Source organism: Oceanobacillus sp. FSL W8-0428 (assembly GCF_038004405.1).
Lineage (GTDB): Bacteria > Bacillota > Bacilli > Bacillales > Amphibacillaceae > Oceanobacillus > Oceanobacillus sojae.
Genome location: NZ_JBBORB010000001.1, coordinates 2,843,468 through 2,865,145 on the forward strand (window position 1 = coordinate 2,843,468; position 21,678 = coordinate 2,865,145).

At 37.5% G+C, this 21,678-nt stretch carries 18 protein-coding genes and 1 pseudogene; 11 read left to right on the forward strand and 8 right to left on the reverse strand.

Going from position 1 to position 21,678, the window contains the following annotated elements; translation table 11 throughout:
* Positions 1–31: 31 nt before the first annotated feature.
* Positions 32–451 carry an NUDIX hydrolase gene (locus tag MKY30_RS13505; protein WP_341084275.1) on the reverse strand — a complete coding sequence of 140 codons (420 nt, stop codon included), beginning with the start codon at positions 449–451 and terminating at the stop codon, positions 32–34.
* Positions 452–662: 211 nt separating this feature from the next.
* Here MKY30_RS13505 and MKY30_RS13510 point away from each other — a divergent pair, with 211 nt between their 5' ends.
* From MKY30_RS13510 to MKY30_RS13525, 4 genes are all read left to right on the forward strand, one after another.
* A complete protein-coding gene (locus MKY30_RS13510; protein WP_339285263.1) occupies positions 663–1,454 on the forward strand; it encodes a MerR family transcriptional regulator in 792 nt (263 codons plus the stop codon).
* Positions 1,420–2,472 carry a hypothetical protein gene (locus tag MKY30_RS13515; protein ID WP_341084276.1) on the forward strand — a complete coding sequence of 351 codons (1,053 nt, stop codon included), beginning with the start codon at positions 1,420–1,422 and terminating at the stop codon, positions 2,470–2,472. The genes MKY30_RS13510 and MKY30_RS13515 overlap by 35 nt, the downstream gene beginning before the upstream one ends.
* 178 nt (positions 2,473–2,650) lie before the next feature.
* Complete coding sequence (locus MKY30_RS13520) at positions 2,651–3,271, forward strand: TetR family transcriptional regulator (protein WP_156987391.1); 621 nt, start codon at positions 2,651–2,653, stop codon at positions 3,269–3,271.
* Between the two features lie 129 nt (positions 3,272–3,400).
* Positions 3,401–6,607: an efflux RND transporter permease subunit gene (locus tag MKY30_RS13525; protein WP_341084278.1), complete on the forward strand. Its 3,207-nt coding sequence runs from the start codon at positions 3,401–3,403 to the stop codon at positions 6,605–6,607.
* A 63-nt stretch (positions 6,608–6,670) separates the two neighbouring features.
* On the opposite strand, the gene MKY30_RS24150 is transcribed toward MKY30_RS13525, so the two are convergent.
* The 3 genes and pseudogenes from MKY30_RS24150 to MKY30_RS13535 all read right to left on the reverse strand — a co-directional run bounded on the left by MKY30_RS24150 (position 6,671) and on the right by MKY30_RS13535 (position 8,206).
* On the reverse strand, positions 6,671–6,826 hold the full coding sequence (locus MKY30_RS24150; protein WP_443093864.1) for a ribosomal protein L7/L12: 156 nt from the start codon (positions 6,824–6,826) through the stop codon (positions 6,671–6,673).
* A gap of 5 nt (positions 6,827–6,831) precedes the next feature.
* Positions 6,832–6,925: pseudogene (locus tag MKY30_RS24155) on the reverse strand (ribosomal protein L7/L12); the annotation flags it as partial.
* Positions 6,926–7,177: 252 nt separating this feature from the next.
* Positions 7,178–8,206, reverse strand: coding sequence for a YeiH family protein (locus MKY30_RS13535; protein WP_339285270.1), 1,029 nt, complete (start codon positions 8,204–8,206; stop codon positions 7,178–7,180).
* A 118-nt stretch (positions 8,207–8,324) separates the two neighbouring features.
* Between MKY30_RS13535 and MKY30_RS13540 the strand changes: the two genes are divergently transcribed.
* The 3 genes from MKY30_RS13540 (at position 8,325) to MKY30_RS13550 (ending at position 12,121) form a co-directional block, all read left to right on the forward strand.
* Positions 8,325–9,215: a LysR family transcriptional regulator gene (locus MKY30_RS13540; protein WP_339285272.1), complete on the forward strand. Its 891-nt coding sequence runs from the start codon at positions 8,325–8,327 to the stop codon at positions 9,213–9,215.
* A gap of 354 nt (positions 9,216–9,569) precedes the next feature.
* Positions 9,570–10,457 (forward strand): TetR family transcriptional regulator, encoded by an 888-nt coding sequence (locus tag MKY30_RS13545; RefSeq protein WP_156987383.1) that lies wholly within the window; start codon positions 9,570–9,572, stop codon positions 10,455–10,457.
* Positions 10,458–10,624: 167 nt separating this feature from the next.
* Positions 10,625–12,121, forward strand: coding sequence for a DHA2 family efflux MFS transporter permease subunit (locus tag MKY30_RS13550; protein WP_147209887.1), 1,497 nt, complete (start codon positions 10,625–10,627; stop codon positions 12,119–12,121).
* 71 nt (positions 12,122–12,192) lie between these two features.
* Here the strand turns inward: MKY30_RS13550 and MKY30_RS13555 are convergent, their stop codons facing one another.
* Positions 12,193–13,257: an NAD(P)H-dependent flavin oxidoreductase gene (locus MKY30_RS13555; RefSeq protein ID WP_339285274.1), complete on the reverse strand. Its 1,065-nt coding sequence runs from the start codon at positions 13,255–13,257 to the stop codon at positions 12,193–12,195.
* Between the two features lie 144 nt (positions 13,258–13,401).
* A complete protein-coding gene (locus MKY30_RS13560; protein ID WP_147209886.1) occupies positions 13,402–13,782 on the reverse strand; it encodes a hypothetical protein in 381 nt (126 codons plus the stop codon).
* Between the two features lie 251 nt (positions 13,783–14,033).
* Here MKY30_RS13560 and MKY30_RS13565 point away from each other — a divergent pair, with 251 nt between their 5' ends.
* Positions 14,034–14,891 (forward strand): MBL fold metallo-hydrolase, encoded by an 858-nt coding sequence (locus tag MKY30_RS13565; RefSeq protein ID WP_339285277.1) that lies wholly within the window; start codon positions 14,034–14,036, stop codon positions 14,889–14,891.
* A gap of 616 nt (positions 14,892–15,507) precedes the next feature.
* Complete coding sequence (locus MKY30_RS13570) at positions 15,508–16,170, forward strand: YoaK family protein (protein ID WP_147209884.1); 663 nt, start codon at positions 15,508–15,510, stop codon at positions 16,168–16,170.
* Positions 16,171–16,287: 117 nt separating this feature from the next.
* On the opposite strand, the gene MKY30_RS13575 is transcribed toward MKY30_RS13570, so the two are convergent.
* On the reverse strand, positions 16,288–17,523 hold the full coding sequence (locus MKY30_RS13575) for an MFS transporter (RefSeq protein WP_147209883.1): 1,236 nt from the start codon (positions 17,521–17,523) through the stop codon (positions 16,288–16,290).
* Between the two features lie 38 nt (positions 17,524–17,561).
* A complete protein-coding gene (locus tag MKY30_RS13580; RefSeq protein ID WP_339285280.1) occupies positions 17,562–18,299 on the reverse strand; it encodes a nucleoside phosphorylase in 738 nt (245 codons plus the stop codon).
* Positions 18,300–18,602: 303 nt separating this feature from the next.
* Here MKY30_RS13580 and MKY30_RS13585 point away from each other — a divergent pair, with 303 nt between their 5' ends.
* The gene (locus tag MKY30_RS13585; RefSeq protein ID WP_339285282.1) at positions 18,603–20,042 is read left to right on the forward strand and encodes a sodium:solute symporter family protein; all 1,440 of its coding nucleotides are present in this window, start codon (positions 18,603–18,605) and stop codon (positions 20,040–20,042) included.
* Positions 20,043–21,662: an amidohydrolase gene (locus MKY30_RS13590; protein ID WP_339285284.1), complete on the forward strand. Its 1,620-nt coding sequence runs from the start codon at positions 20,043–20,045 to the stop codon at positions 21,660–21,662.
* Positions 21,663–21,678 lie beyond the last annotated feature (16 nt).

Here is a 21,678-nt window from a genome sequence, read left to right on the forward strand (position 1 = left end):
AGCTGCAGCCATGTTTATTTTTGAGCAAAGCCTATTGAAAAATATAATCTAAGTAATCTCCGTGCCCACGGACAAGTTCTGTTTCATTTTGAGAAAAAATCCAAAAGTAGTGGAAGGTCAGCCCTGATTCTTCACCGCCCCCGGTTGGCTGATATTCCCATTCATCAGGGGCATCCAGTACAGTTATATTATAAAAGAACCTGTGATGAATAGACCCATCATCATTTTTCCAAAAATCTTCTGTAATCAATCCTTCTACTTTAAACTTTTGCAATCCTGTTTCTTCTTTTACTTCCCTGATGATGGCATAATCTATCTCCTCTTTTGCCTCCACAGTTCCTTTAGGTATTTGTATCCCAGCTTCAGGGTTAGAATGCTGGAAAACAAGAACTTGTATTTTATCGTTCTTTACCCTTGTTATATATCCGTATACTTTTTTTATTGGATTCATAATTACACAACCTCTCTCAATAGCTAGTTTTTTAAAAAGTAGACTTTAAAAAACTTATAACAATTTTTTCTTCTTATACAATTATTTTAATGTAATAAATTCAAATAAAAAGATACTGCACCAATGATTATAAATATTGTTACATATAAAAATTGACTATGACCTAACGTCATACTTTAGAATGTAATAATGAAGGAAGGAGAGAACAGATTTGAATAAAAAAATGTATACAGTAAAAAAATTCGCCGAATTGACAGGTGTCACGGAACGAACTCTTCATTATTATGATCGCAAAGGAGTGCTCACTCCAACCAGCTATACAGAAAATGGATATCGACTCTATAGTCATGAAGACATATTTAAAATGCAGAAAATCTTAACACTAAAATATTTAGGATATTCTTTAAAAGAGGTCATTGAATATCTTTCTAAAAATTCAACAGCTAGTGTACACGATACATTATATAAACAGAAAGAGTTACTTAAGAAGAAAAGAGACGAAATAGATCATATTATTGATACTTTTTCGAGAGTAGAACAATTAATTCAAGATAAAAAGATTGAAAGTGATCTGCTGCTGGCTATCATTCATTCCCTTCAATTTGAAAAAAGACAGAAAAACTGGCTATCTACCAAAGTTTCTAAATCAGTTGTTGATCAAGTATTTATGCAGCATATGACCAAAGAAGAAAGAATGAACACGGAAAATGATCTGTTGATCGCTATAAATAAATTACAAGGCCTTTATGAGAATGGAGTTCCCCCACATAATATAGAAGTTCAAAATTTAATGAAACAAATGGAAAAAATTTTAAACAAAATTTTGGAACCAAAGTATCAAGAAGAACTGGAAAAGCTGAAAATAGAAGAAAGTTCATTATATCATTTTTCGTATATATCAAAAGGGTTCCAAGATTACACTGCTGAAGCCTCAAGAATATTAAGTAAAGAAAACAATAGAACAAATCATGGCAGCAAAGGAGAAAATGAATATGAGGGTTAATCGCCTGCAAATATCCATTTTACTTATGATTCTTTCTACTATAATGATAAGCAGCTTTATCATTTTGCGTTTAAGTAATATTAATAGTTTAACCGTAATATTATTAACGTTAGCTCTAATCATTTTATGCCCATTGAGTATTTATTTCTTTTTTATACTACCCGGATCCATGCCAAAAATACTATTATATTTATCATTTATTTTATGTTTAGGGCTTTCTTATTTTATTATCCCATCTTCTCAAAAATATTTTTTTAACGAAATTATAGTATGGCTTCTGCCTATTGTGCAGATTAGTGTCGCTATTTTTATTGTGCACAGTATAGTTAAAGGCATTATTCGTTATAAGGAAATTAATTCAAATGGAAGTTATACATTTCTTGAAACAGCAAGAAAGCTGCTTGAACCAAAATTAGGAAAGGGATTTTTCTTAGAAGCAGTCATTACGGAAATCAGTATTTTTTATTATGCAGTATTGGTATGGTTCAAAAAGATAAATATAAAAAGAAGTGAAGTTTTTACCTATCATAAAACATCGCAGATTAAAACAATAGTAATCGTGTTTTCAATTATCATTGTTTCAGAAGGAGTGTTGTTCCATTTTGTTATTCAATGGTGGAGTAACATTGCTGCATGGATTTTTACAGTATTAAATATTTACGTTTTATTGTATATGGTTGGCCTTTATAACTCTGCAAGATTTTTACCCCATGTTATCAATCAAGACAGTCTAATTATACGTCTTGGCTATCAAAGCAGTGTTGAGTTGGAGATTAGAAATATAGAAAGTATAAAAAATGCAAAACAAGGGGGAATTGAAGATAAGATACCGAAAGATACCTATTATTCATTGTTAAATATGGATTCCCCGCAATATGAAATTATTTTAAAAGAGCCGGTTTTAATGAAAGGTACTTACGGAAGGAAGAAACAGGTTAAAACTGTTGTTTTTAGATCCGATGAGCCAATTAAAATGATTGATCGAATAAATAGGATAAGAGAGCAGAAATCAAAATAATTTTGTTAGTCTGTCATTTTTACAGCGCTGTAAATGGACTGGATTTATGCTTTCAGTATTATAACTTTACATAAAAGTGACAATGTGTCGCTTTTAAAATTGACAATAAAATCTTTATCATATAAGATTAATCAAGTTCAGATGCGACAAAGTGTCATATTTAGATAGGAGGGGGATTGTGCCTAGACAAACATTTTTCAATTTACCAAAAGAAAAACAGGATAACTTACTTGCTGCTGCTAAAAAGGAATTTTCGAATAAGCCTTTAAATAAAGCATCTGTTTCAAATATTATTAAAAATGCAGATATACCGAGAGGAAGCTTTTATCAGTATTTTGATGGTAAAGAGGATGCTTTTTATTATTTATTAGAAAAACAGATGAAGTTGAATAGTGAGGAGTTTATCTCTATTCTGAAGAAAAATAACGGGGATCTGTTTGAAACATTTACGGAAACCTTCCAAAGAATGCTAAAAGAATTCCAGGTACAAAAAAATCGTGATTTTTTTAGAAATGTATTTTTAAATATGGATTATAAAATGGAAAATAAAATATTTAGTGATTTTAGGGAAACTGGAATCAGCAAACCTTTTTTAGAGGTTATAGCAGGTATCGATAAGGAAAAGCTGAACATTTCTAATGATGAGGAAGTTGTTCATGTGATGGAAATTATGATGGCAGTAACATTTCAAAATTTAATGAAGCAGTTTGCCAGACAGAGCACATTTGAAGATGCTTTGAATAAATACCTGTTTGAAATAAATTTACTTAAAAAGGGATTATATAGAGGGAGTGAATAAAGAGAAGTGAAAGAACATAATCCTGCATGGCATTTATAAATCGTTTATGCCAGTAAAGATGGAGCAGGATACAATAAGATATATTTAGACAATTAGTTTTTAAACATACTATACAAGAAGGTGTACTATTTGAAGAAGATTATTAATTTTTCGCTTAATAATAAGTTTGCCATATGGATTCTTACCATTATGGTAGTTGTTACGGGCTTATACGCAGGCTTAAACATGAAACAAGAAACAATGCCTGATATTACACTTCCGAATGTTTCTGTTATGACGACTTATCCGGGGGCTGCTCCAGATGAGATTGTTAATGAAGTAACAGAGCCGATTGAACAGCGGGTACAGAATTTAGAAGGAATAGAAAACGTTACTTCCTCTTCTATGGCAAATATGTCTTCTGTTCAATTAGAATTCGACTTTGACAAGGATATGGATAAGGCGATAGATGAAGTGAATGAAGCATTGTCTGATCTTTCTTTGCCTGAAGGAGCAGAAGATCCAGAAGTTTCCAGATTAAGTATCAATGCATTGCCGGTCATGGCTCTAAGCATTAGTGATAATGAGCACAGCTTAGAAGAATTAACAAACAGTGTGGAGCAGGACGTTGTGCCGGCTTTAGAGGGTATTGATGGAGTTTCAGATGTCCAGGTTACCGGGCAGCAGATGAAACAGGTTAATATTACTTTTGATGAAGATGCATTAAATGAATACGGATTAGATCAGGACACAGTTGAACAAATTATCCAAGGCTCTGATGTTACTTTCCCACTTGGATTAACCACTTTTGATAAAGAAGTAAAAAATGTGGTAATTGATGGAGATATTACATCGGTCGATGATTTGAAAGAGATGGAAATCCCTGCGGTACCATCTGGTGATACAGCAGGCGGCGGGCAGGACATTGCTCCTCCTGAAGGGATGCCGGAGCAGGGTGAACAGGATCAAGCTATGATGGACCCTTCTCAAGGTGCGGAGGCAGATGGCGACATGCCTGGTCAATCTGAAGCAGAGCAGCAGATTCCGATAGAAATGCCGACAGTACAGCTTGATGACCTTGCGGATATTGAACTTGTTGGTGAAGCGGAATCCATTTCCCGGACAAATGGGGAAGACTCCATTGGTATTCAAATTGTGAAAAGTGCGGATGCGAATACGGTAGATGTGGTAAACGGTGTTAAAGCTGAAGCAGAAAATTTTGAAGATGATTTAGGGCTTACAGTAACATCGACCTTTGACCAGGGAGAACCTATTGAAGAATCTGTCAACACAATGTTGAATAAGGCTTTATTTGGGATTATTTTTGCAGTCGTTATTATCCTGCTATTTTTGAGAAGTATAAAAACGACATTGATTTCTATTATTTCCATTCCGTTATCCTTATTGATGGCTTTATTCCTATTACAGCAAATGGATATTACTCTGAACATTTTAACGTTAGGTGCCTTAACGGTAGCTATTGGGCGGGTAATTGATGATTCCATTGTTGTTATGGAAAATATATACCGGAGAATGTCTCTGCCGGGTGAGAAATTACATGGAAAAGATTTAATACGTGAAGCAACCAGACAGATGTTTGTTCCAATTTTTTCATCTACTGTTGTAACCATAGCAGTATTTTTACCATTAGGTCTGGTAAGCGGTCAGGTTGGAGAACTGTTCCTGCCGTTTGCACTGGCAGTTGTTTTTGCGCTTGCTGCTTCCTTATTAGTAGCAGTGACAGTTGTTCCAATGCTTGCTCATTCTTTATATAAGAAGAAATTAAACAGCAAAACGTTTGAAGAAAAAAGTGTTCATGCTGAGAAGCCGAATAAATTAGCACTTTTTTATAAGCGTATATTAAATTGGGTATTGGACCATAAGCTGGTTACTTTTGGTGGTGCTGTTGTCGTACTTGCACTTAGTTTATTCCTGCTTCCGGTTATTGGCGTAAGCTTCCTGCCGGATGAAGAACAAAAAATGATTATGGCTACGTATAGCCCTGAACCAGGAGAAACACAAGAAGAAGCAGAAGAAGCTGCAAGTAATGCGGAAAGCTTCTTGAGCGACCGTGAGGGTGTTACTACTTATCAGTATTCTCTTGGCGGCGGTAATCCGATGACTAGTATGATGGGAATGGGCGGAGACAATTCTGCGCTATTCTTTATCGAGTATGATGATGATTTTGAGAATTTCAGTGAGGAGCCTGCCAAGGTAATTGATGCGCTGAATGAAGATACGGAAAATGGCGAATGGAAGAGCATGGATTTTGCCAGCATGGGCAGCGGCTTAGAACTGTATGTATATGGTGATAATTTGGAGGATATCCAAACCGCTACGGATCAAGTTTTACCAATTTTGGAAGACAACAGTGATTTGGAGAAAGCCGAATCCAGTATGTCAGAAGCATATGACCAGTATACACTTGTGGCTGATCAGGAAAAATTAAGTCAATATGGACTGACAGCAGCTCAAATTGGTATGAGTTTGAGCAATGCGGGAGAAGCGCCAGTTCTTACTACGGTAAAACATGATGGCGATGATGTTAATGTCTATGTTGAAACAGAAGAAAAAGAATATAATTCAATAGATGATTTAACAGATATTGAGATCCAGACGCCATTAGGAACTACGGTTACTGTAGGAGAAGTGGTGGAAGTAAAAGATGGAAAATCACCAGATACAATTGACCGAAGAGACGGAAAAATGTATGCATCTCTAACAGCAGATATAAAGACAAATGATGCTGGAGCGGTATCAAATGAGGTAGATGAACAGATTAGTGAATTGAATCTGCCAAGCGGTGTGAAAGTAGAATTTGGCGGAGTAACCCAGGAAATCAATGATTCCTTTACACAGCTGGGGCTTGCAATGCTTGCAGCAATTGCAATTGTCTACTTCGTACTTGTCGTTACCTTTGGCGGTGCATTAGCGCCATTTGCAATTTTGTTCTCACTGCCATTCACAGTAATAGGAAGCTTAGTTGCCTTATGGATTGCAAAAGAACCGTTAAGTGTTTCCGCGATGATTGGTGCATTGATGCTGATTGGTATTGTGGTAACCAATGCCGTAGTATTAATTGACCGAGTTATTCATCAGGAGAAGGAGGGGCTTTCTACCAGAGAAGCACTGCTGGAAGCTGGTTCTACAAGACTTCGTCCAATTCTGATGACAGCTCTTGCGACAGTCGGGGCACTTATCCCGCTGGCAATTGGAGCTGAAGGCGGCGGTCTGATCTCTAAAGGACTTGGTGTTACGGTAATTGGCGGTTTAACAAGCTCTACACTATTGACGCTTGTAATTGTACCGATTGTTTATGAGGTACTTGCTAAATTTCGTAAAAAAGAATTAAGATAATAAAAATAAGCAGGACAGTCTTTTCGAAAAGGCTGTCCTGCTTACTATTTTCCAGATTATTAACTATCTGTTAGCATTATCAACAAAATCCTTTGCTTCCTTTAATCCCCATCCAGTCTGCTCACGGACATATTTTGTTGCTTTAATTGGCCCGGATCCAGATTGAAGCATTTCTTTTACTTTTTGCTGAAGTTCAGTGTCCGAATCAGCTGTATTCATTTTAAAGTTCCCCTCAACCAGATCCTTCGCTTCCTTTAACCCAAGTCCGGTTTCTACACGTACAAATTTAATCAATTTAATTTTATCCTCACCCGATTCAAGTCTTTGCTGAACTTCAGGGAGAATTTCTTCTGGAGTTTTCAGCTCTTTTTCCTGTCCATCAACGTGTTTATTTCTGATTCGTAATGATAACAGGTAGATACCTCCCAAAATAATAACAGCAATTAGTATAACTTCCGTGGACATGTCAATTACCTCCAATGGTTTTGATTTGTCCATTTATAATAACATAGATAACCACAATCTATGGATTAAGAAAGAATGTTTCATAGAGCCGTTTTTATAAAGCATTTAAATAATAAAATAAGCAGCAACAGAAAGGAGAATAGATGTAATAGTAATTGCCAGCAGCGGTTTCAAAGCCTTAGACCGCAAGTCTTTTAGGCTGACATTCAAGCCCAATCCGACCATAGCTGCTGTCAGTATCCAAGTTGTTGCGACAGAAATACCTTCCATTACACTATCGGAGACAGGAATTATATTTCCAACCACATAACTTCCAATAAGGCTCATCAGAATAAAACCAATCAGGAACCATGGAAAATCAACTCTGCTTTGTGTCTGATCTCCTTTATTTTTGCTTCTCATAATATAAATTAGAATAAAACAGAGTGGCACAAGTAAAAATACGCGTCCTAATTTTGCGAGCAGTGCAACAGCTAATGCATCTTCTCCGGCAGGTTCAGCAGCGATAGCTACATGGGCAAGCTCATGCAGGCTTATTCCCGACCAAATTCCGTAATCCGATGGTGTCAAAGGCACTAATGGCTGTATTAAAGAATACCCGATTGCAAAAACAGTTCCCATCATTGCGATAATCCCGACACTGATTGCGGTATCTTCATCCTTTGTTTTTATAATTGGGGCAACAGCTGCAATTGCAGCAGCTCCGCAGACCCCTGTACCAACTCCAAGTAACAGAGTAATATTTTTATCTGCTTTGAATATTTTACCAAGCCAGATCATCACGCCTATTGCAAATAGGATAACAAAAGCATCACGTGCAAGAAGTCCCAGCCCATCATGAAATACGGTATTAATATTTAGCTTCAATCCATACAAAATGATAGCTAAGCGCAGCAGTTTTTTTGAAGAAAAAGTAATCCCAGAGCGCAATGCTTCCGGGTAACCGAAAAATTGTCTGTAAATAACAGCAATGATAATAGCACAGGCGAGCTGCCCAACCTGGTCAAAGCCGGGAACTTTTGCTAACAGGAATCCAAGCATGGCAATAAAAAAAGTAAATCCAATGCCGCCAACCCATTTTCCTGAAGAATTTAATTTGAATCGTTTTTTTCGTTGTGATGCTTGTGCAGTCATAAAAGCACCTCCTTTTCATAGCATAGCTAACATTAATGTATAAGAAAAATAATTTATTATAATAAATAAGATAAGTAAATTGTTATAATAGAAAAAACAGATAAAAGAAGGTGAACGAATGGACAATCATTTGCGAATATTTATCTCAGTTGCAGAAAAGCAGAGTTTTTCTAAAGCTGCAGAGGAGCATTATATGACTCAGCCGGCAGTCAGCCAGTATATTCGTGCACTGGAGGATAGTGTAGGTATGCGCTTATTGGAACGCAGTAATAAATACGTCCGTTTAAATAAAGCAGGAGAGATTGTTTATCATTATGCAAAGGAAATATCAGGCTTATATACAACGATGCAAAACTTAGTAGATGACTTGGTGAACAGAGCTAATGGACCGCTGACAATTGGAGCAAGCTACACTTTTGGAGAATATGTTCTTCCAAGAATAATTGCGGACATGCTGGGAAGATATCCGAATATTGAACCAGCTGTAACGATTGGAAATACAGCTAAAATTGCAGATCTAGTTGCCACGCATCAGTTGGATATAGGGATAGTAGAAGGACATTTTAACAGGAAAGAAATTATTTCTGAGGAATTTGCGGAAGATGAAATGGTCATCGTTGCTTCTTCCGAAAACAAGCTGCTGGATAAAGAAGAAATAGAGCTAAGTGATTTAGTAAAAGAAACATGGGTTGTACGCGAACGCGGTTCAGGTACGAGAGAAGCAACAGAAAAATTCTTTCAAAAGTTTGATATAGCACCTTTTCGATTGATGCATTTTAGCAGCACCCAATCTATTAAAGAATCCGTTGCGGCTGGGCTAGGTATTACCTTGCTTTCAAAGTGGGCTGTTCAAAAGGAAGTAAAATATGGCGATTTGAAGATTATTCCTATTAAAGGACTTCCTTTTATACGAGAGTTTTCTATCATTACGAAATCACCGTTCAAAACGAACACATTGGAGATTTTTATGAAGCTGCTGCGTGATAGCAGTCAGCTGTGGACATTTTAACATTTTATGGGAGGAATACTAGCAAGCGGTATTCCTCCCATTTTTATTGAAATCATCACCTAATCAAGTACTCTGTGAAAATGTAATGAAACTAAACCATCCTTTATATTATATGTTTACCTGCCTTAATATAATTATTTTAGTGTATACGATTAAGAATTTATTAATTTAAAGAACTGAGTGGTTGACAAAGAACCGAGTAGTCAATTATAATATGTCAGTGACTTAATAGTTCTCGTTTGACTTAGTGGTCATATGGAAGGGAAAAGCATTACTGGTAAACTCATTCAGCTGCTTCTCGAAAATCAGAAAGTGTGAACCTGAAGAGGATGGGTTTTAAAGAGGGGACAAAAGATGGATAAAAAAGAAGAAATTATGCAAGCAGCAATTCACCTTTTTTCTAAAAAAGGGTATTCCGCCACTTCGGTTCAGGAAATCGCTAATGAATGCAGAATTTCCAAAGGAACATTATATAATTTTTTTGATTCTAAGGAAGAGCTCTTGATTCAAGTTATCCGCCATAATCAAAGAAAAATGCTGAGGCAGGCTGAAAATATTAGTCTGGATTCAACTCTGCCGCCGAAAGAAAAATTGATTCAAAAGCTTGTGGTACAATTTGACGGTATTCGTGAAAATAAAGATTATATGAGCATGCTGCTCACGGCATTACCGCCTCATGATAATCCGAAAATTTCTTTGCTCATGAAAAGAATCAGAATCAGCATGATGAATTGGTATAAGGATTGCTTTATTGAGGCTTATGGAAGTAAAGTGAAGCCGTATATCTGGGATCTTACGCTAATGCTTCAGGGGACATTGAAGGAATATATATCACTGATTTTCCGGGATCATAAGGAGCTTGATTTTGAAGATGTAGCCCGTTTTGTCATAGAACGATTGGATACGATGATTCATCATACATCAGACGCAGAGCCAGTTTTGACACCTTGGAAAATGGAAGAGTACGAGGCTTATAAAGCAGATTTGGATTCGAAGTCTCCAGAAGAACAAATAAATCAGCTTTTGGAAGAACTAGAGAAAAAAGTGAAAAAGTTAGCACTGCATGACGAGGAGAAAGAAGAGTATATTTCAGCGATGCAATCATTGCAAAAAGAGATTTATGAGAAGAAACCGAAAATGTTTTTGATTAAATCCTTGCTATTGTTTTTAGCTCAGGAAGAGGAGTGTCAACCACTGGTCCATCGGGTAGAGATATTTTTAAATACTCTACAGGCAACGTAAAAGCTCTTAGAAGCTAGATAGGTATGACTGGCAGATTGGAATGTGATTTTTAACATTCTTTTTTTCTTGAGTGATTAACATAAATCTAAATAAAAGTTGAAATCAGAATCAACGATAAAATTACTAGAGAAATAAGTATATAGAAGAAATAGGAGATGAAAGGAATTATGGCTGAATCAACAATGAATAATATAAAAAAGGGGCCCATTCTGGCTGTTATCATTCTGGGAGCATTTGTATCGCTCTTGAATCAGACATTGATGAATGTGGCTTTGCCTTCGATAATGGAGGATTTAGATATTGTAGAGAGTACAGCACAATGGATTACTACCGGATTTATGCTGGTTAATGGTGTACTTATCCCGGTTACTGCATTTTTAATGGAGAAATTTTCAACAAGGCAGCTGTTTTTAACGGCGATAAGTCTATTTGCAGCTGGTACATTAATTTGTGGTATTGCACCAGATTTTACTATATTAATGGCTGGACGGGTAATTCAAGCAGTTGGAGCGGGAATTATAATGCCGTTGTTAACAACGGTTGTATTAGCGTTATTCCCAGTTGAAAAACGCGGAGGAGCAATGGGAGTTATCGGTATTGCTATTATCTTCGCACCTGCTGTCGGTCCAACATTATCAGGGTTTGTCGTAGAGCATTACTCTTGGAGATTATTATTCTACATTATTTTCCCAATTGCTGTTTTAACGATTATTCTTGGAGCAATTTTCTTGAAAAACGTTACAAAACAGACCTTCCCGAAAATTGATGTGATAGCAATTATTCTATCAACGCTCGGATTTGGCGGCATTTTGTATGGATTTAGTACTGCTGGAACAAATGGATGGACAGATGCAACGGTAATTACAGGATTAGTAGTCGGATTTGTAAGTTTAACTCTGTTTGTAATACGCGAGCTTAAAGCAGAGGTCCCAATGCTTGATTTTCGGGTTTTCAAGGATGGTATTTTTTCACTGACAACGGTAATTAATATCGCAATTACAGTAGCTATGTTTGCTCCAATGCTGTTAATTCCGTTATATTTACAAAATGTGTTAGGTGTCAGTCCAATGAATTCAGGTCTGATGCTGATGCCGGGAGCGATTGTCATGGGGATTATGTCGCCGATTACCGGTAGAGTATTTGATAGAATTGGTGCACGTCCGCTTGCGATTACAGGGTTAACAATAACAGTTATTACAACCTATTTATTTACGCAGCTGACAGACACAACAAGTTATGCATACCTCATTTCTATTTATACAATTCGTATGTTTGGAATGTCTATGATTATGATGCCTATTATGACAGCCGGATTGAATCAGCTTCCACAAAGACTTCATCCGCATGGCACAGCAATGGTGAACACTGTCCGTTCGGTTGCGGGTGCAATAGGTACTGCATTTCTGGTTACTGTAATGACTAATCAGGCAAAAAATAGTATCGAAGGTATTATTGCGGAAAATCATTTTGATCCTGCAAATCAGCAAGACATGGTGCATGCTGCGCATCTTGCACAGGTTACAGGAATCAATGATGCCTTTATGGTCTCAACGGTATTCGCCGTTATCGGGTTGATTCTTGCATTCTTTATTAAACGTGGCAGAACAACTCAAGCGGAAAAAACAGAGTTACAACAAGAAAATCTCACACCAGAAAAGGCATAAAATAAAAAAGCGGGATACTGTTCAAAAAATGAACGGCATCCTGCTTTTTTCGTTAAGAAGCATTTTTTCTTTTACTTTTGCATATTTTCAATTTGTGAAACAATGGAAGTAATTAGTTCGTCCACTGACTGTGATTTGCAAGATCGCGGGTTTTGACCGCACCACAATGACATCCATTCCGTACGGTTTTGCTTTCCAGCTTCACTTCGGATCTGCTTGGTTAAGGTGTTTTGAATTGGATACGGCGGTAAATGCTTTTCATGTTTTTTCATCTTTTTGATGAAATCATTCCGAATACCCCGTGCAGGCTTACCGCTAAAGGCCGAGGTTATGGTCAATTGATCCTCTTCAATGTTCAGGACAGCCTGCTTATGCTGCGTATTTGCGCCACTTTCGAAGCAGGAAAGAAACGCGGTCCCCATTTGAGCTCCTTGAGCTCCAAGGACGAAGGATGCCAGTACACCTCTTCCATCGGAGATTCCGCCCGCAGCAATCAGTGGAATATTTACCTGATCTGCGGCTTGCGGAATAAGTGCCATTGTCCCAATCATTGCATCTTCAAAAGAATTTAAAAATGTTCCGCGGTGTCCGCCAGCTTCGCTTCCCTGCATAACAACCATATCTAATCCACTTTCTTCATTAGCTTTTGCTTCTGTAACAGTTGTTGCTGTTCCCATTACTATAATATGATTTTCTTTCAGCTGCTGAAGAACAGCTTTGGAGGGAATCCCGAATGTAAAGCTGCATACAGGGACCCGCTCTTCAATAATAATTTGGATTTGCTGTTCGAAAGTAGCAGTCTGTATTTCTTTTACTTCGGGAGCTTCAGAGATCTGTAATCCTTCGCGAAATGGAAGAAGCCATTCATTAGCCTGCGCTACTTCAGTATCATTTACTTCTGGTGTTTCCGGCGTAAATAAATTGACTGCAAAGGGATTATCAGTCAGCTGTTTTATCTTTTGGATACTTTCCCGTGTCTGTTCCGGCTTCAAATAGCCTGCGCCAAGTGTACCAAGTCCGCCCGCATTAGACACTGCAGCAACGAGCTCTGGTGTTGTTATACCTCCGGCCATACCTGCCTGGATAATCGGATAGCGAATGCCAATTTTTTCGGTTAATATATTTTGATTCCACATCATGATTCCTCCTTTTTTATGAGACGAAAAAGTTGTGAATAGTTCTATATATATTATGACAGCTTGTGCTTAACAAAGGAACGTATATCTTTTGTATCCATTTCATTATGAAAAAAATGGATAAGACAAAATCTAATCCATTTTTTAGAAACTATATGTATTTTTACTTTTTCCTGCAAATAAAGTTACAAAAATACTTGCAATACTTGTAAGTGTTCCCGCAATTGCTGCAATCGTAACAGCGATTCCAGCTGATGCAAAAATGGCTGCTGGGATGAGCCCTATAAAAGCAATCGCAATGAATATCTGGTAGACGGCAGAAATCGTTCTAACAATAGAATTATGAAAGAATGATAAAAGTAATGGCGGAAGAAATAGCACAACGACCATTCCTATCGCAATTAATAAGCCTGCAGGGTCAGCATATGAAATAGTATTGGGGGCGGTCTGGGATCGGGCTGCAAATAAAATAGCTGCAATAGCAATCAGTAAAGTTACAATAATTATCAGAAATCTTTTAGACATCATAAAACCCCTTTCTCTGTTTTACTATAACATATTTTATTATAAATTCTATTTTCAAAATCAGCTAATTATTAGTTAAATAATGGAAAAAAGTATGTGAGGATTCAAAAAAGTTTTAATCTGCAGTATCGTACAGCTTTCTTTTTAACCGGACATTTTTAGAAGCATTCCATCCTAAAGAATAAAAATTATAACAGAATGGAAAAGTATCTATATAATAAATGTTTCCTAATATAGGAGGAGATAAGAAAATGGACAAAGATATTTCTTACGGAGATGATTACAAATATATCCCGGCAACCTCAGTGAATAGTGGCGCAGGATTAGAAATATTGCCAAATATATATTGTTACACGGTTCAGATTGTTAATATCTGCTTTGTAGGAAATCCGGACACACAGGATTTTGTATTGGTAGATTCTGGAATGCCTGGATCAGCAGATGAAATTATAGCTGTAACTGAGGAGCGTTTTGGTAAAGGCAATTTTCCAAAAGCAATTATTTTAACACATGGTCATTTTGACCACGTGGGAGCAGTTGTTGATTTAGTAAAGTATTGGAAGATACCTGTTTATGCTCATAGATTAGAGCTTCCTTTCCTGACAGGAAAAGAGAGCTATCCAGAACCTGACCCAGGCGTAGAAGGAGGATTAATTGCAAAGGCTTCTGCCATATTTCCTAACGATCCAATTAACTTGGGAAGCAGCATATTGGAGATTCCGTCTGACGGAAGTATACCGGGGATGCCTGATTGGAGATGGATACATACACCAGGCCATTCTCCAGGCCATATTTCCTTATACAGAGATGCAGATCGTTTCCTGATTGCTGGAGATGCATTTGTTACGGTAAAACAGGATTCCTTATATAAAGTGATGATACAGGATAGAGAAGTACATGGACCACCAAGATATTTTACAACAGATTGGGAAGCAGCAAAGAAATCTGTTCAAACACTGGAAGCTTTAAAACCTGCAATTGCAGTAACCGGCCATGGAGAACCGGTGCATGAGGAAGAACTGTCTGCAGGACTGGCGAAATTAGTGGATACTTTTGATCAGACTGCTGTGCCGGATTATGGACGATATGTGAACCGTAAAGAACATTAGTATATAATTGCTTTTTCAGGAAAGAAGAATAAAATCTTTTTTGGAAAAGCAATTTCTTTTGAAGAAAATTAATTTAGGACAGATTGGTGAACAATGAAATACTCCAAATAAAGCCGGCGGTAGAAAACAAATTAAAAATCGTCAGAATAAGTGAGAGAACAGCAATTGTCTTTTTTCTTCTTTATTTCTCCAGGTAATGAAGAGAAAAATAATAGCGATAATATTCATCCCAACCAGGGCATATAATCATGAACAGTAAATTTTCAGAGCTCAATGAAGACCCAACGGACTCAGGTACGATATGAGAAAAATACCGGCAATACACTCGTTATGAAACAGCAGTAGCTTCTCCATGAATATTTTATGTCCTTCCCCATATTATGCTGCCTTCTTAATTGATAAATAAACTTCCTTGCTTTGAAGACCTTTTCTTTATACTACAGTTTATTTCTTTGTTGGACAACTGAAACAAGAAGTCTTAAACTAAGTATATTTCCTATTTAAAAGAATATAGTATAAATTATTCGGGGCTAGGTTCTGCTTTTTCATGAATTGCAAAGAATATAAAAAGCTATTATTCTATCCATTCCATAACCTAGGAAAGGGGTGATAAAGGGTGCAACATGAAATCAATCAAAATAAAATTTTAACTATATTAACTGTTTTCTCCACTTTTCTAATGGGATTTATTGACGCATATACATTTCTAACCCAGGATGGATTGTTTGCCAGTGCACAAACAGGAAATATGGTTGTTTTGGCTGCCAAGCTGTTTGAAGGAAATTTTCCAGACGCCTTAGTCCATATCTCCTCATTTATTGGCTTTGCTCTTGGGGCATTTATAGCTCAAGGAATTATAGAGCGCTTTAAAGCATATGGCTGGAGGAAGTATCGTATCTATCTTTTTCTTCAGATGGTATTCCTGTTTATACTCGCCGTCATACAGCAAAACATCGGGCCATCTGTTATCGGCTTTCTATTAGGCTTACTGGCAGGATATGAACTGACAGTATTTCGTAAAATCAAATCAACCAGTATAAATAACGGGATTATGACTGGTAACACAAAGAACCTTATGAATAATCTTTATTTAGCAGTATTTCATAAAAATAAAGAAGCCTTACATACTTTTTTTACTCTATTAATTGGAATCACTGTATTTATGCTGGGAGTTGGAACAGGTACAGTTGTTTTACTTTTTGGTGATTATATAAATTTGTGGCTGGCTTTTGCTATTACAGGCTGTTTTTACCTTTGGCTGCTGTTTAAACGAGATTAAATGATAGGGGAAATGATAATTTTTCGAAGAAGGAAAGAGCAGAACGAAGAAGATCCTGGTTTCATTTCCTAATATGAAGGAATGAAATCAGGATCTTGCTGCTTGTTAAAATTTTATCTATGCATTCTTTTCCCTGTGCTTCATCCCTTTCAGAGGGTTATTTCGAAGCGTCAAAATAATTATCAGGGAAATCATATATAAAGTAGATAAGAATGCCATTGCTGCTGTTATACTGTAATTATCTAAAAAGAATCCAATTGCGATAGGGGATAAACCGCCAATTGCCCGTCCAGTATTAAAAATAGTATTATTTGCAGTGCTTCGGATTTCTGTCGGGTAGAAGCTGCTGATCAGTGCGCCGTAACCTGCATTCATTCCATTTGCGAAAAAGCCGACAATCACTCCGCCAATCAATATGGTAACAGCGCTTTGCGCAAAGACATATAAAAAGACAGAAGCGGCAGATGCAATAAGAAAAATGCCGTAGGATGTTTTGGCGCCAAAACGGTCTAATATCTGGCCAAACAAAAGCATTCCCAGACACATTCCGATAATGGTGCTTATCATCCAAAGGGAAGAACCGGAAACACTTAATCCCAGCTGTTCCTGTAAAATAGATGGCAGCCAGTTCATTAATCCGAAATATCCGGCTACCTGGACAGTGGACATAATAGTCAATGCAACCGTAGTGTACGCCCGTTTAGGTGTATTGAACAGCTTGGATAAGGAGCTGTCTTTCTTTTTTCCTTTTTTGATTTCTGTTTGTGCTTTTTTCCATTCTTCGGTTTCGCCTAAATTTCTTCTGACATAAAAGATGAGCAGTACAGGGACGATACCTGTAATAAATAATGCTCTCCAGCCAAACAATGGAATAATAAGAGCAGCTAAAAGAGCGGCAGCTATTGCGCCAAGCTGTCCACCGATTGTCACCCATGAAGTCATTCTTCCGCGCTTCTGTTTTGCAAATACTTCCGCAACTAATGCCATACCTATTCCAAATTCTCCACCACCGCCGACTCCGGCTAAAAATCTTAAAATATAAATAAAATAAATATTATCTGCGAAGGCCATTAAAGCAGTAGCTACAGAGAAAAGAAAAATCGTATAAGTAAATATCCTGATTCTTCCGTATTTATCAGCAAGTACGCCGAATACGACACCTCCAACCAGCATTCCGAAATTTGTAATAGAAACAATGGATCCGCCGGCTGCCGAAGAAATACCGAATTCTGCAATGATGGAACTTAAAACAAATGAGAGGAACATGATATCCATACTTTCCAGACCTAGTCCAAGCATGGATGATGCTAGAATTTTCTTTTTATATTTACTGCTTTCTATTGTATTTCCCATGGTGTTGTATCACGCCTTTTCTAGTAAAGTCTGCTTCATCAGATGCAAGCATCTAAAACGATTTTTGCTGCTTCTTTATGCAGCTCTCTGTAATCTTCATCAGGAACCCACTGGTCGTTCATACGGCTAACATGAACAACAAGACAGTTTGCAGCTGGTATTTGGTAAAGCGATGCTAAGATGAATAGTACAGCTGATTCCATTTCACAGTTAAGAATATGTCTTTCCTTCCAGTAATTCATAAAGCTTTGATCAGGCTGCGGGCCATTTTTAACCCCGTGTTCACGCGATTGGCCGAGATAATAACTTTGGGTTGTCATTCCAATGCCTGTATGTACATTTAGTCCATTTCGTTCTGCCTGCGATTGAATGGTCGCTAATAAAGCTGGATCTGCTGCAGCAGGATACACATCACTGACATATTGATGGAGCATACCGGGATCTCTGACCATTGCATGATTCAGGAGTAAATCTCCAGGAGACAGCATGTCACTCCATACGCCGCACCCCCCTAAACGTACAAACTTTTTGGCACCGCTCTGGATTAATTCGATAATCGCAATTTCTGTTGAACCGGCTCCGATACCTGTGGAGCATATGGAAACTCTTTTTCCTTTCCAAATACCGCTGACTAAAATAAATTCACGGTTTTTTGAAATTAATTTAGACTGCTCCCAATCACTGGAGATTAATTCTACTCTTGCCGGATCGCCGACTAAAAGCGTAACCTCGCCTAAATCAGCTGCATCCACCTTGTTTAAATGAATATTGTCCATATTTATTCTCTCTCCTTAAGAAGCGGGTGATATTGTATTATTTTTTACATACGAAATAAATTATATTACTCTGAATAAAAAATACAAGAAGTTTTTTGAGAATGTTTTTCTGATTTATTATTATCTCCAAAACTGGAATGGTTTTAATTGTAAAATAGAGTATTAAAATTACTAGATTATATATTGAGTAGTGTTGATAAGGGTTTCTATTTGACTAGTATTTTCAGAAAAAATAGATAATAATTTAAAAATGAAACGTGATAGTATATAATGAAATTATTTTAAAAAAAGGGGAGGAAAATAATGTATTGGTATATTACATATTTCACGCTATATTTTGGAATTATGATTGCGGTTGCATGGTATTACTACTATAAGATTAAAACATATGAAGATTACATGATCGGGTCATGGAGCACTGGATTTTGGAAAATTACCGGAACCATCATTAGCACCAATGCAGGGGCTGCAGTATTTATAGGTTGGGTAGGGCTTGGATTTACTGTCGGTTTTTCGGGGTATTTTAAATTTGCACTCGTGGCTTATGCTTTCAGCTTAACGCTGGTTTTCCTTTTTGCAAAACCGCTAAGGCGTCAAAAATTGTTTACCCTGGCAGACTTATTTACAGCCAGATTTGGCGGACGTACTGGAATTGTTCCATCCATTACTTCTGCTATTGTGTATTCTGTTCCTACGCTAGGGCTTCAGCTGGTAGGAATGTCCACCGTTTTTAATATCACGCTAAACTGGGATTTAAACACAGGTTTAATTGTAAGTACGATATTAATTCTTCTGTTTTCCATTCCAGGCGGATTGCCTGCCACTATTATCACAGATGCAGTTCAAGCCCTTATTATTATTTTAGGCCTTATTGTGCTTACTGTCACAATTGTTATTCACGTAGGGGGATTAGGAGATTTATTCAGCAACACTTCTTTTGAATACTTGAGTCCAATCAGTCCTGATGGATTATCGGACACTTTACTGTATGCATTATCAGTTGGACCATTCTATCTTGTCTGGCAGTCGACATGGCAGCGTATTTTTGCAGCCAAGGATGAAAAAACAGCATTGACCGCAGGAATTACTGGCCATTTAATTGTTGCTGCAATTTCATTTTTTCCATTTTTAATCGGAGTTTCTGCAAGGCAATTTGTAGATTTGAATATGGATCAGGATCTGGTGTTTTCTTATGTGACCAATGAACTACTGCCCGCACCTGTAGCCGGAATTATTTTTGTTGCACTGCTTGCGGCATTGATGACTGGTGCGACTTCTTTTAATTTGCAGGGAGCAAGCAACTTAACCCGTGATTTCTATCAAAGGCTGATAAATCCAAAAGCTACGAACGCGAAGCTGCTGCTTGTATCTCGTATATCCGTGGCGATTGTAACTATTTTAGGTACTGGTGCAGCAGTGTTTATAACGAATATTAATGATGCATATCGTTGGGCCTTAATGGTGAATGGTGTCATTCTTGTCTTTCCATTCTTAGCAATTATGTTCTGGAAGCGCGTGACCAAAAAAGGCGTGTTCATCAGCATGATCGGTTCATTAATATTTATATTGATTTATCCGTATACGGGTATGCCCTTTGATCAGGCACTTGCAGGCTATACATTCTCTTTTGTCCTGCTGGTAGTAGCGAGTCTACTCACATCTCATGATAAATCTGAAGTGGTGAAGACGGCAATGCGTCATAAGCTTGAAGATGAAAAAACACTTGCAAAGGAGCTGGAATAAATGACTGTAAATAAAATAATTAATGCGAATGTACTGGATTTATTGAAGGATAGAGTATATCTGGCTACTGTCGAGCTTTCAGAGGGCCGGATAAAAAAGATAACAGAGCAGAATAAAACCATAGAAAATAATAGTGCGCTGGATTTAAAAGGTAAATGGCTTTCACCCGGTTTTATTGATACGCACAGCCATTTGGTGATGTATAGCAGTTTTCGCAAGCAGCTGAACTGCTCTCCTGAAAATGTGAAGAGTATCAGCGATATTATTGAGAAATTTAAAGAACAGCAGGAAGATATCACCTTCGATGGATGGCTGCGGGGGTACGGCTATAATGAGTTTGAACTTGCTGAAGGACGCCATCCAAACCGTTTTGACTTAGACCAAATTTCAAAAGAAATTCCCATCTATATTCAGCAGAGTTCAGCACATATGGGTGCAGTTAATACAAAAGCACTGGAAATAATGGGAGTCGGTTTAAATGATCCAGATCCTAAGGGCGGACGATATGAACGTGATGAAAATGGTCTGGTTAACGGAGTGTTGTTTGAATTTCCGGCGCTGGATAAAGTCAAAGCAGTACTTCCAAAAGCAGAAGCAGATGTGCTGGCAGCAGATATCGAAGCAGGAGTTAAGGCTTATCAAGCGAGAGGAATAACCAATACGACAGAAATGGGAGTCGGTATTTTCTCCGGGATGGATGATTATGAAGCAGTGCTGAAATTTTTGGAGACGCCGCAAAGTATTCGGACAAGGTGGGCGATTACGTATCAGCTGCTTCTTCATGAACCAAAGCTTCAAAACCTTAACGCAGATGAGCTGAAGGAGAAATTTGAGTCGCTCAGTAACGGGTACAGCACCTTGGCTGGCGCTAAATTTTTCAGTGATGGCTCTATTCAGCTGCATACAGCAGCTATCCGCGGTAATTACTATGATGGGGGATCATCAGATGATTTACAAATTGAAAAAGAAGAGATGGAAGAGCTTTTTAATCATTTCCGGCGGCTTGGTTATCCATTGATTACCCACGCAAATGGGGACAAGGCTGCACGGACAGTGATAGAGGCTTATAAAGCAACAGCCCAGACAAAAACGACTGATATAATGAACAGAATCGAGCATCTGCAAACAGTAAATAAAGAGGATATTGAAGAAATGACAAAGCATCAAATTGGCGGATCATTCTTTACGAATCATATTTACTACTTTGGAGATATTCATAAAAAGTACTTTTTAGGACCGGAAAGAGTACAAAATCTGGACCCTGTCCGATGGGCGGAAGATACAGAGATGACATTCACGATCCATTCCGATTGTCCTGTTACAGATATCTCGCCGTTAGATTCTATCCGGATTGCCGTGGAGCGCAAAACAAGACAGGGAGAAATACTTGGTGAGCATCAAAAGCTGACAAGAATCGAAGCTTACAGAAAGATGACTGTAGATGCTGCTAAATTAAATGGTACCGACGAGAATGAAGGCAGCATTAATGAAGGTAAATTTGCAGATTTTGCAGTATTAAACCAAAACCCGCTTGATTCATCTGTTCATTTATCAGATGACCTGGTAGAGATGACCATCGTTGGTGGTGAAGTTGTCTATCAAAGAGAGAGTTATACCTGAATAAGTTATGCTAAAT

Excerpts from the sequence above, each read along its gene's own strand:
- MKY30_RS13505 (WP_341084275.1), bottom strand. The coding sequence starts at position 451 with ATGAATCCAATAAAAAAAGTATACGGATATATAACAAGGGTAAAGAAC.
- MKY30_RS13515 (WP_341084276.1), top strand. The coding sequence starts at position 1,420 with ATGGCAGCAAAGGAGAAAATGAATATGAGGGTTAATCGCCTGCAAATA.
- MKY30_RS24150 (WP_443093864.1), bottom strand. The coding sequence starts at position 6,826 with ATGAATACAGCTGATTCGGACACTGAACTTCAGCAAAAAGTAAAAGAA.
- MKY30_RS13535 (WP_339285270.1), bottom strand. The coding sequence starts at position 8,206 with ATGACTGCACAAGCATCACAACGAAAAAAACGATTCAAATTAAATTCT.
- MKY30_RS13540 (WP_339285272.1), top strand. The coding sequence starts at position 8,325 with ATGGACAATCATTTGCGAATATTTATCTCAGTTGCAGAAAAGCAGAGT.
- MKY30_RS13545 (WP_156987383.1), top strand. The coding sequence starts at position 9,570 with ATGGATAAAAAAGAAGAAATTATGCAAGCAGCAATTCACCTTTTTTCT.
- MKY30_RS13550 (WP_147209887.1), top strand. The coding sequence starts at position 10,625 with ATGGCTGAATCAACAATGAATAATATAAAAAAGGGGCCCATTCTGGCT.
- MKY30_RS13555 (WP_339285274.1), bottom strand. The coding sequence starts at position 13,257 with ATGTGGAATCAAAATATATTAACCGAAAAAATTGGCATTCGCTATCCG.
- MKY30_RS13560 (WP_147209886.1), bottom strand. The coding sequence starts at position 13,782 with ATGTCTAAAAGATTTCTGATAATTATTGTAACTTTACTGATTGCTATT.
- MKY30_RS13565 (WP_339285277.1), top strand. The coding sequence starts at position 14,034 with ATGGACAAAGATATTTCTTACGGAGATGATTACAAATATATCCCGGCA.
- MKY30_RS13575 (WP_147209883.1), bottom strand. The coding sequence starts at position 17,523 with ATGGGAAATACAATAGAAAGCAGTAAATATAAAAAGAAAATTCTAGCA.
- MKY30_RS13580 (WP_339285280.1), bottom strand. The coding sequence starts at position 18,299 with ATGGACAATATTCATTTAAACAAGGTGGATGCAGCTGATTTAGGCGAG.
- MKY30_RS13585 (WP_339285282.1), top strand. The coding sequence starts at position 18,603 with ATGTATTGGTATATTACATATTTCACGCTATATTTTGGAATTATGATT.
- MKY30_RS13590 (WP_339285284.1), top strand. The coding sequence starts at position 20,043 with ATGACTGTAAATAAAATAATTAATGCGAATGTACTGGATTTATTGAAG.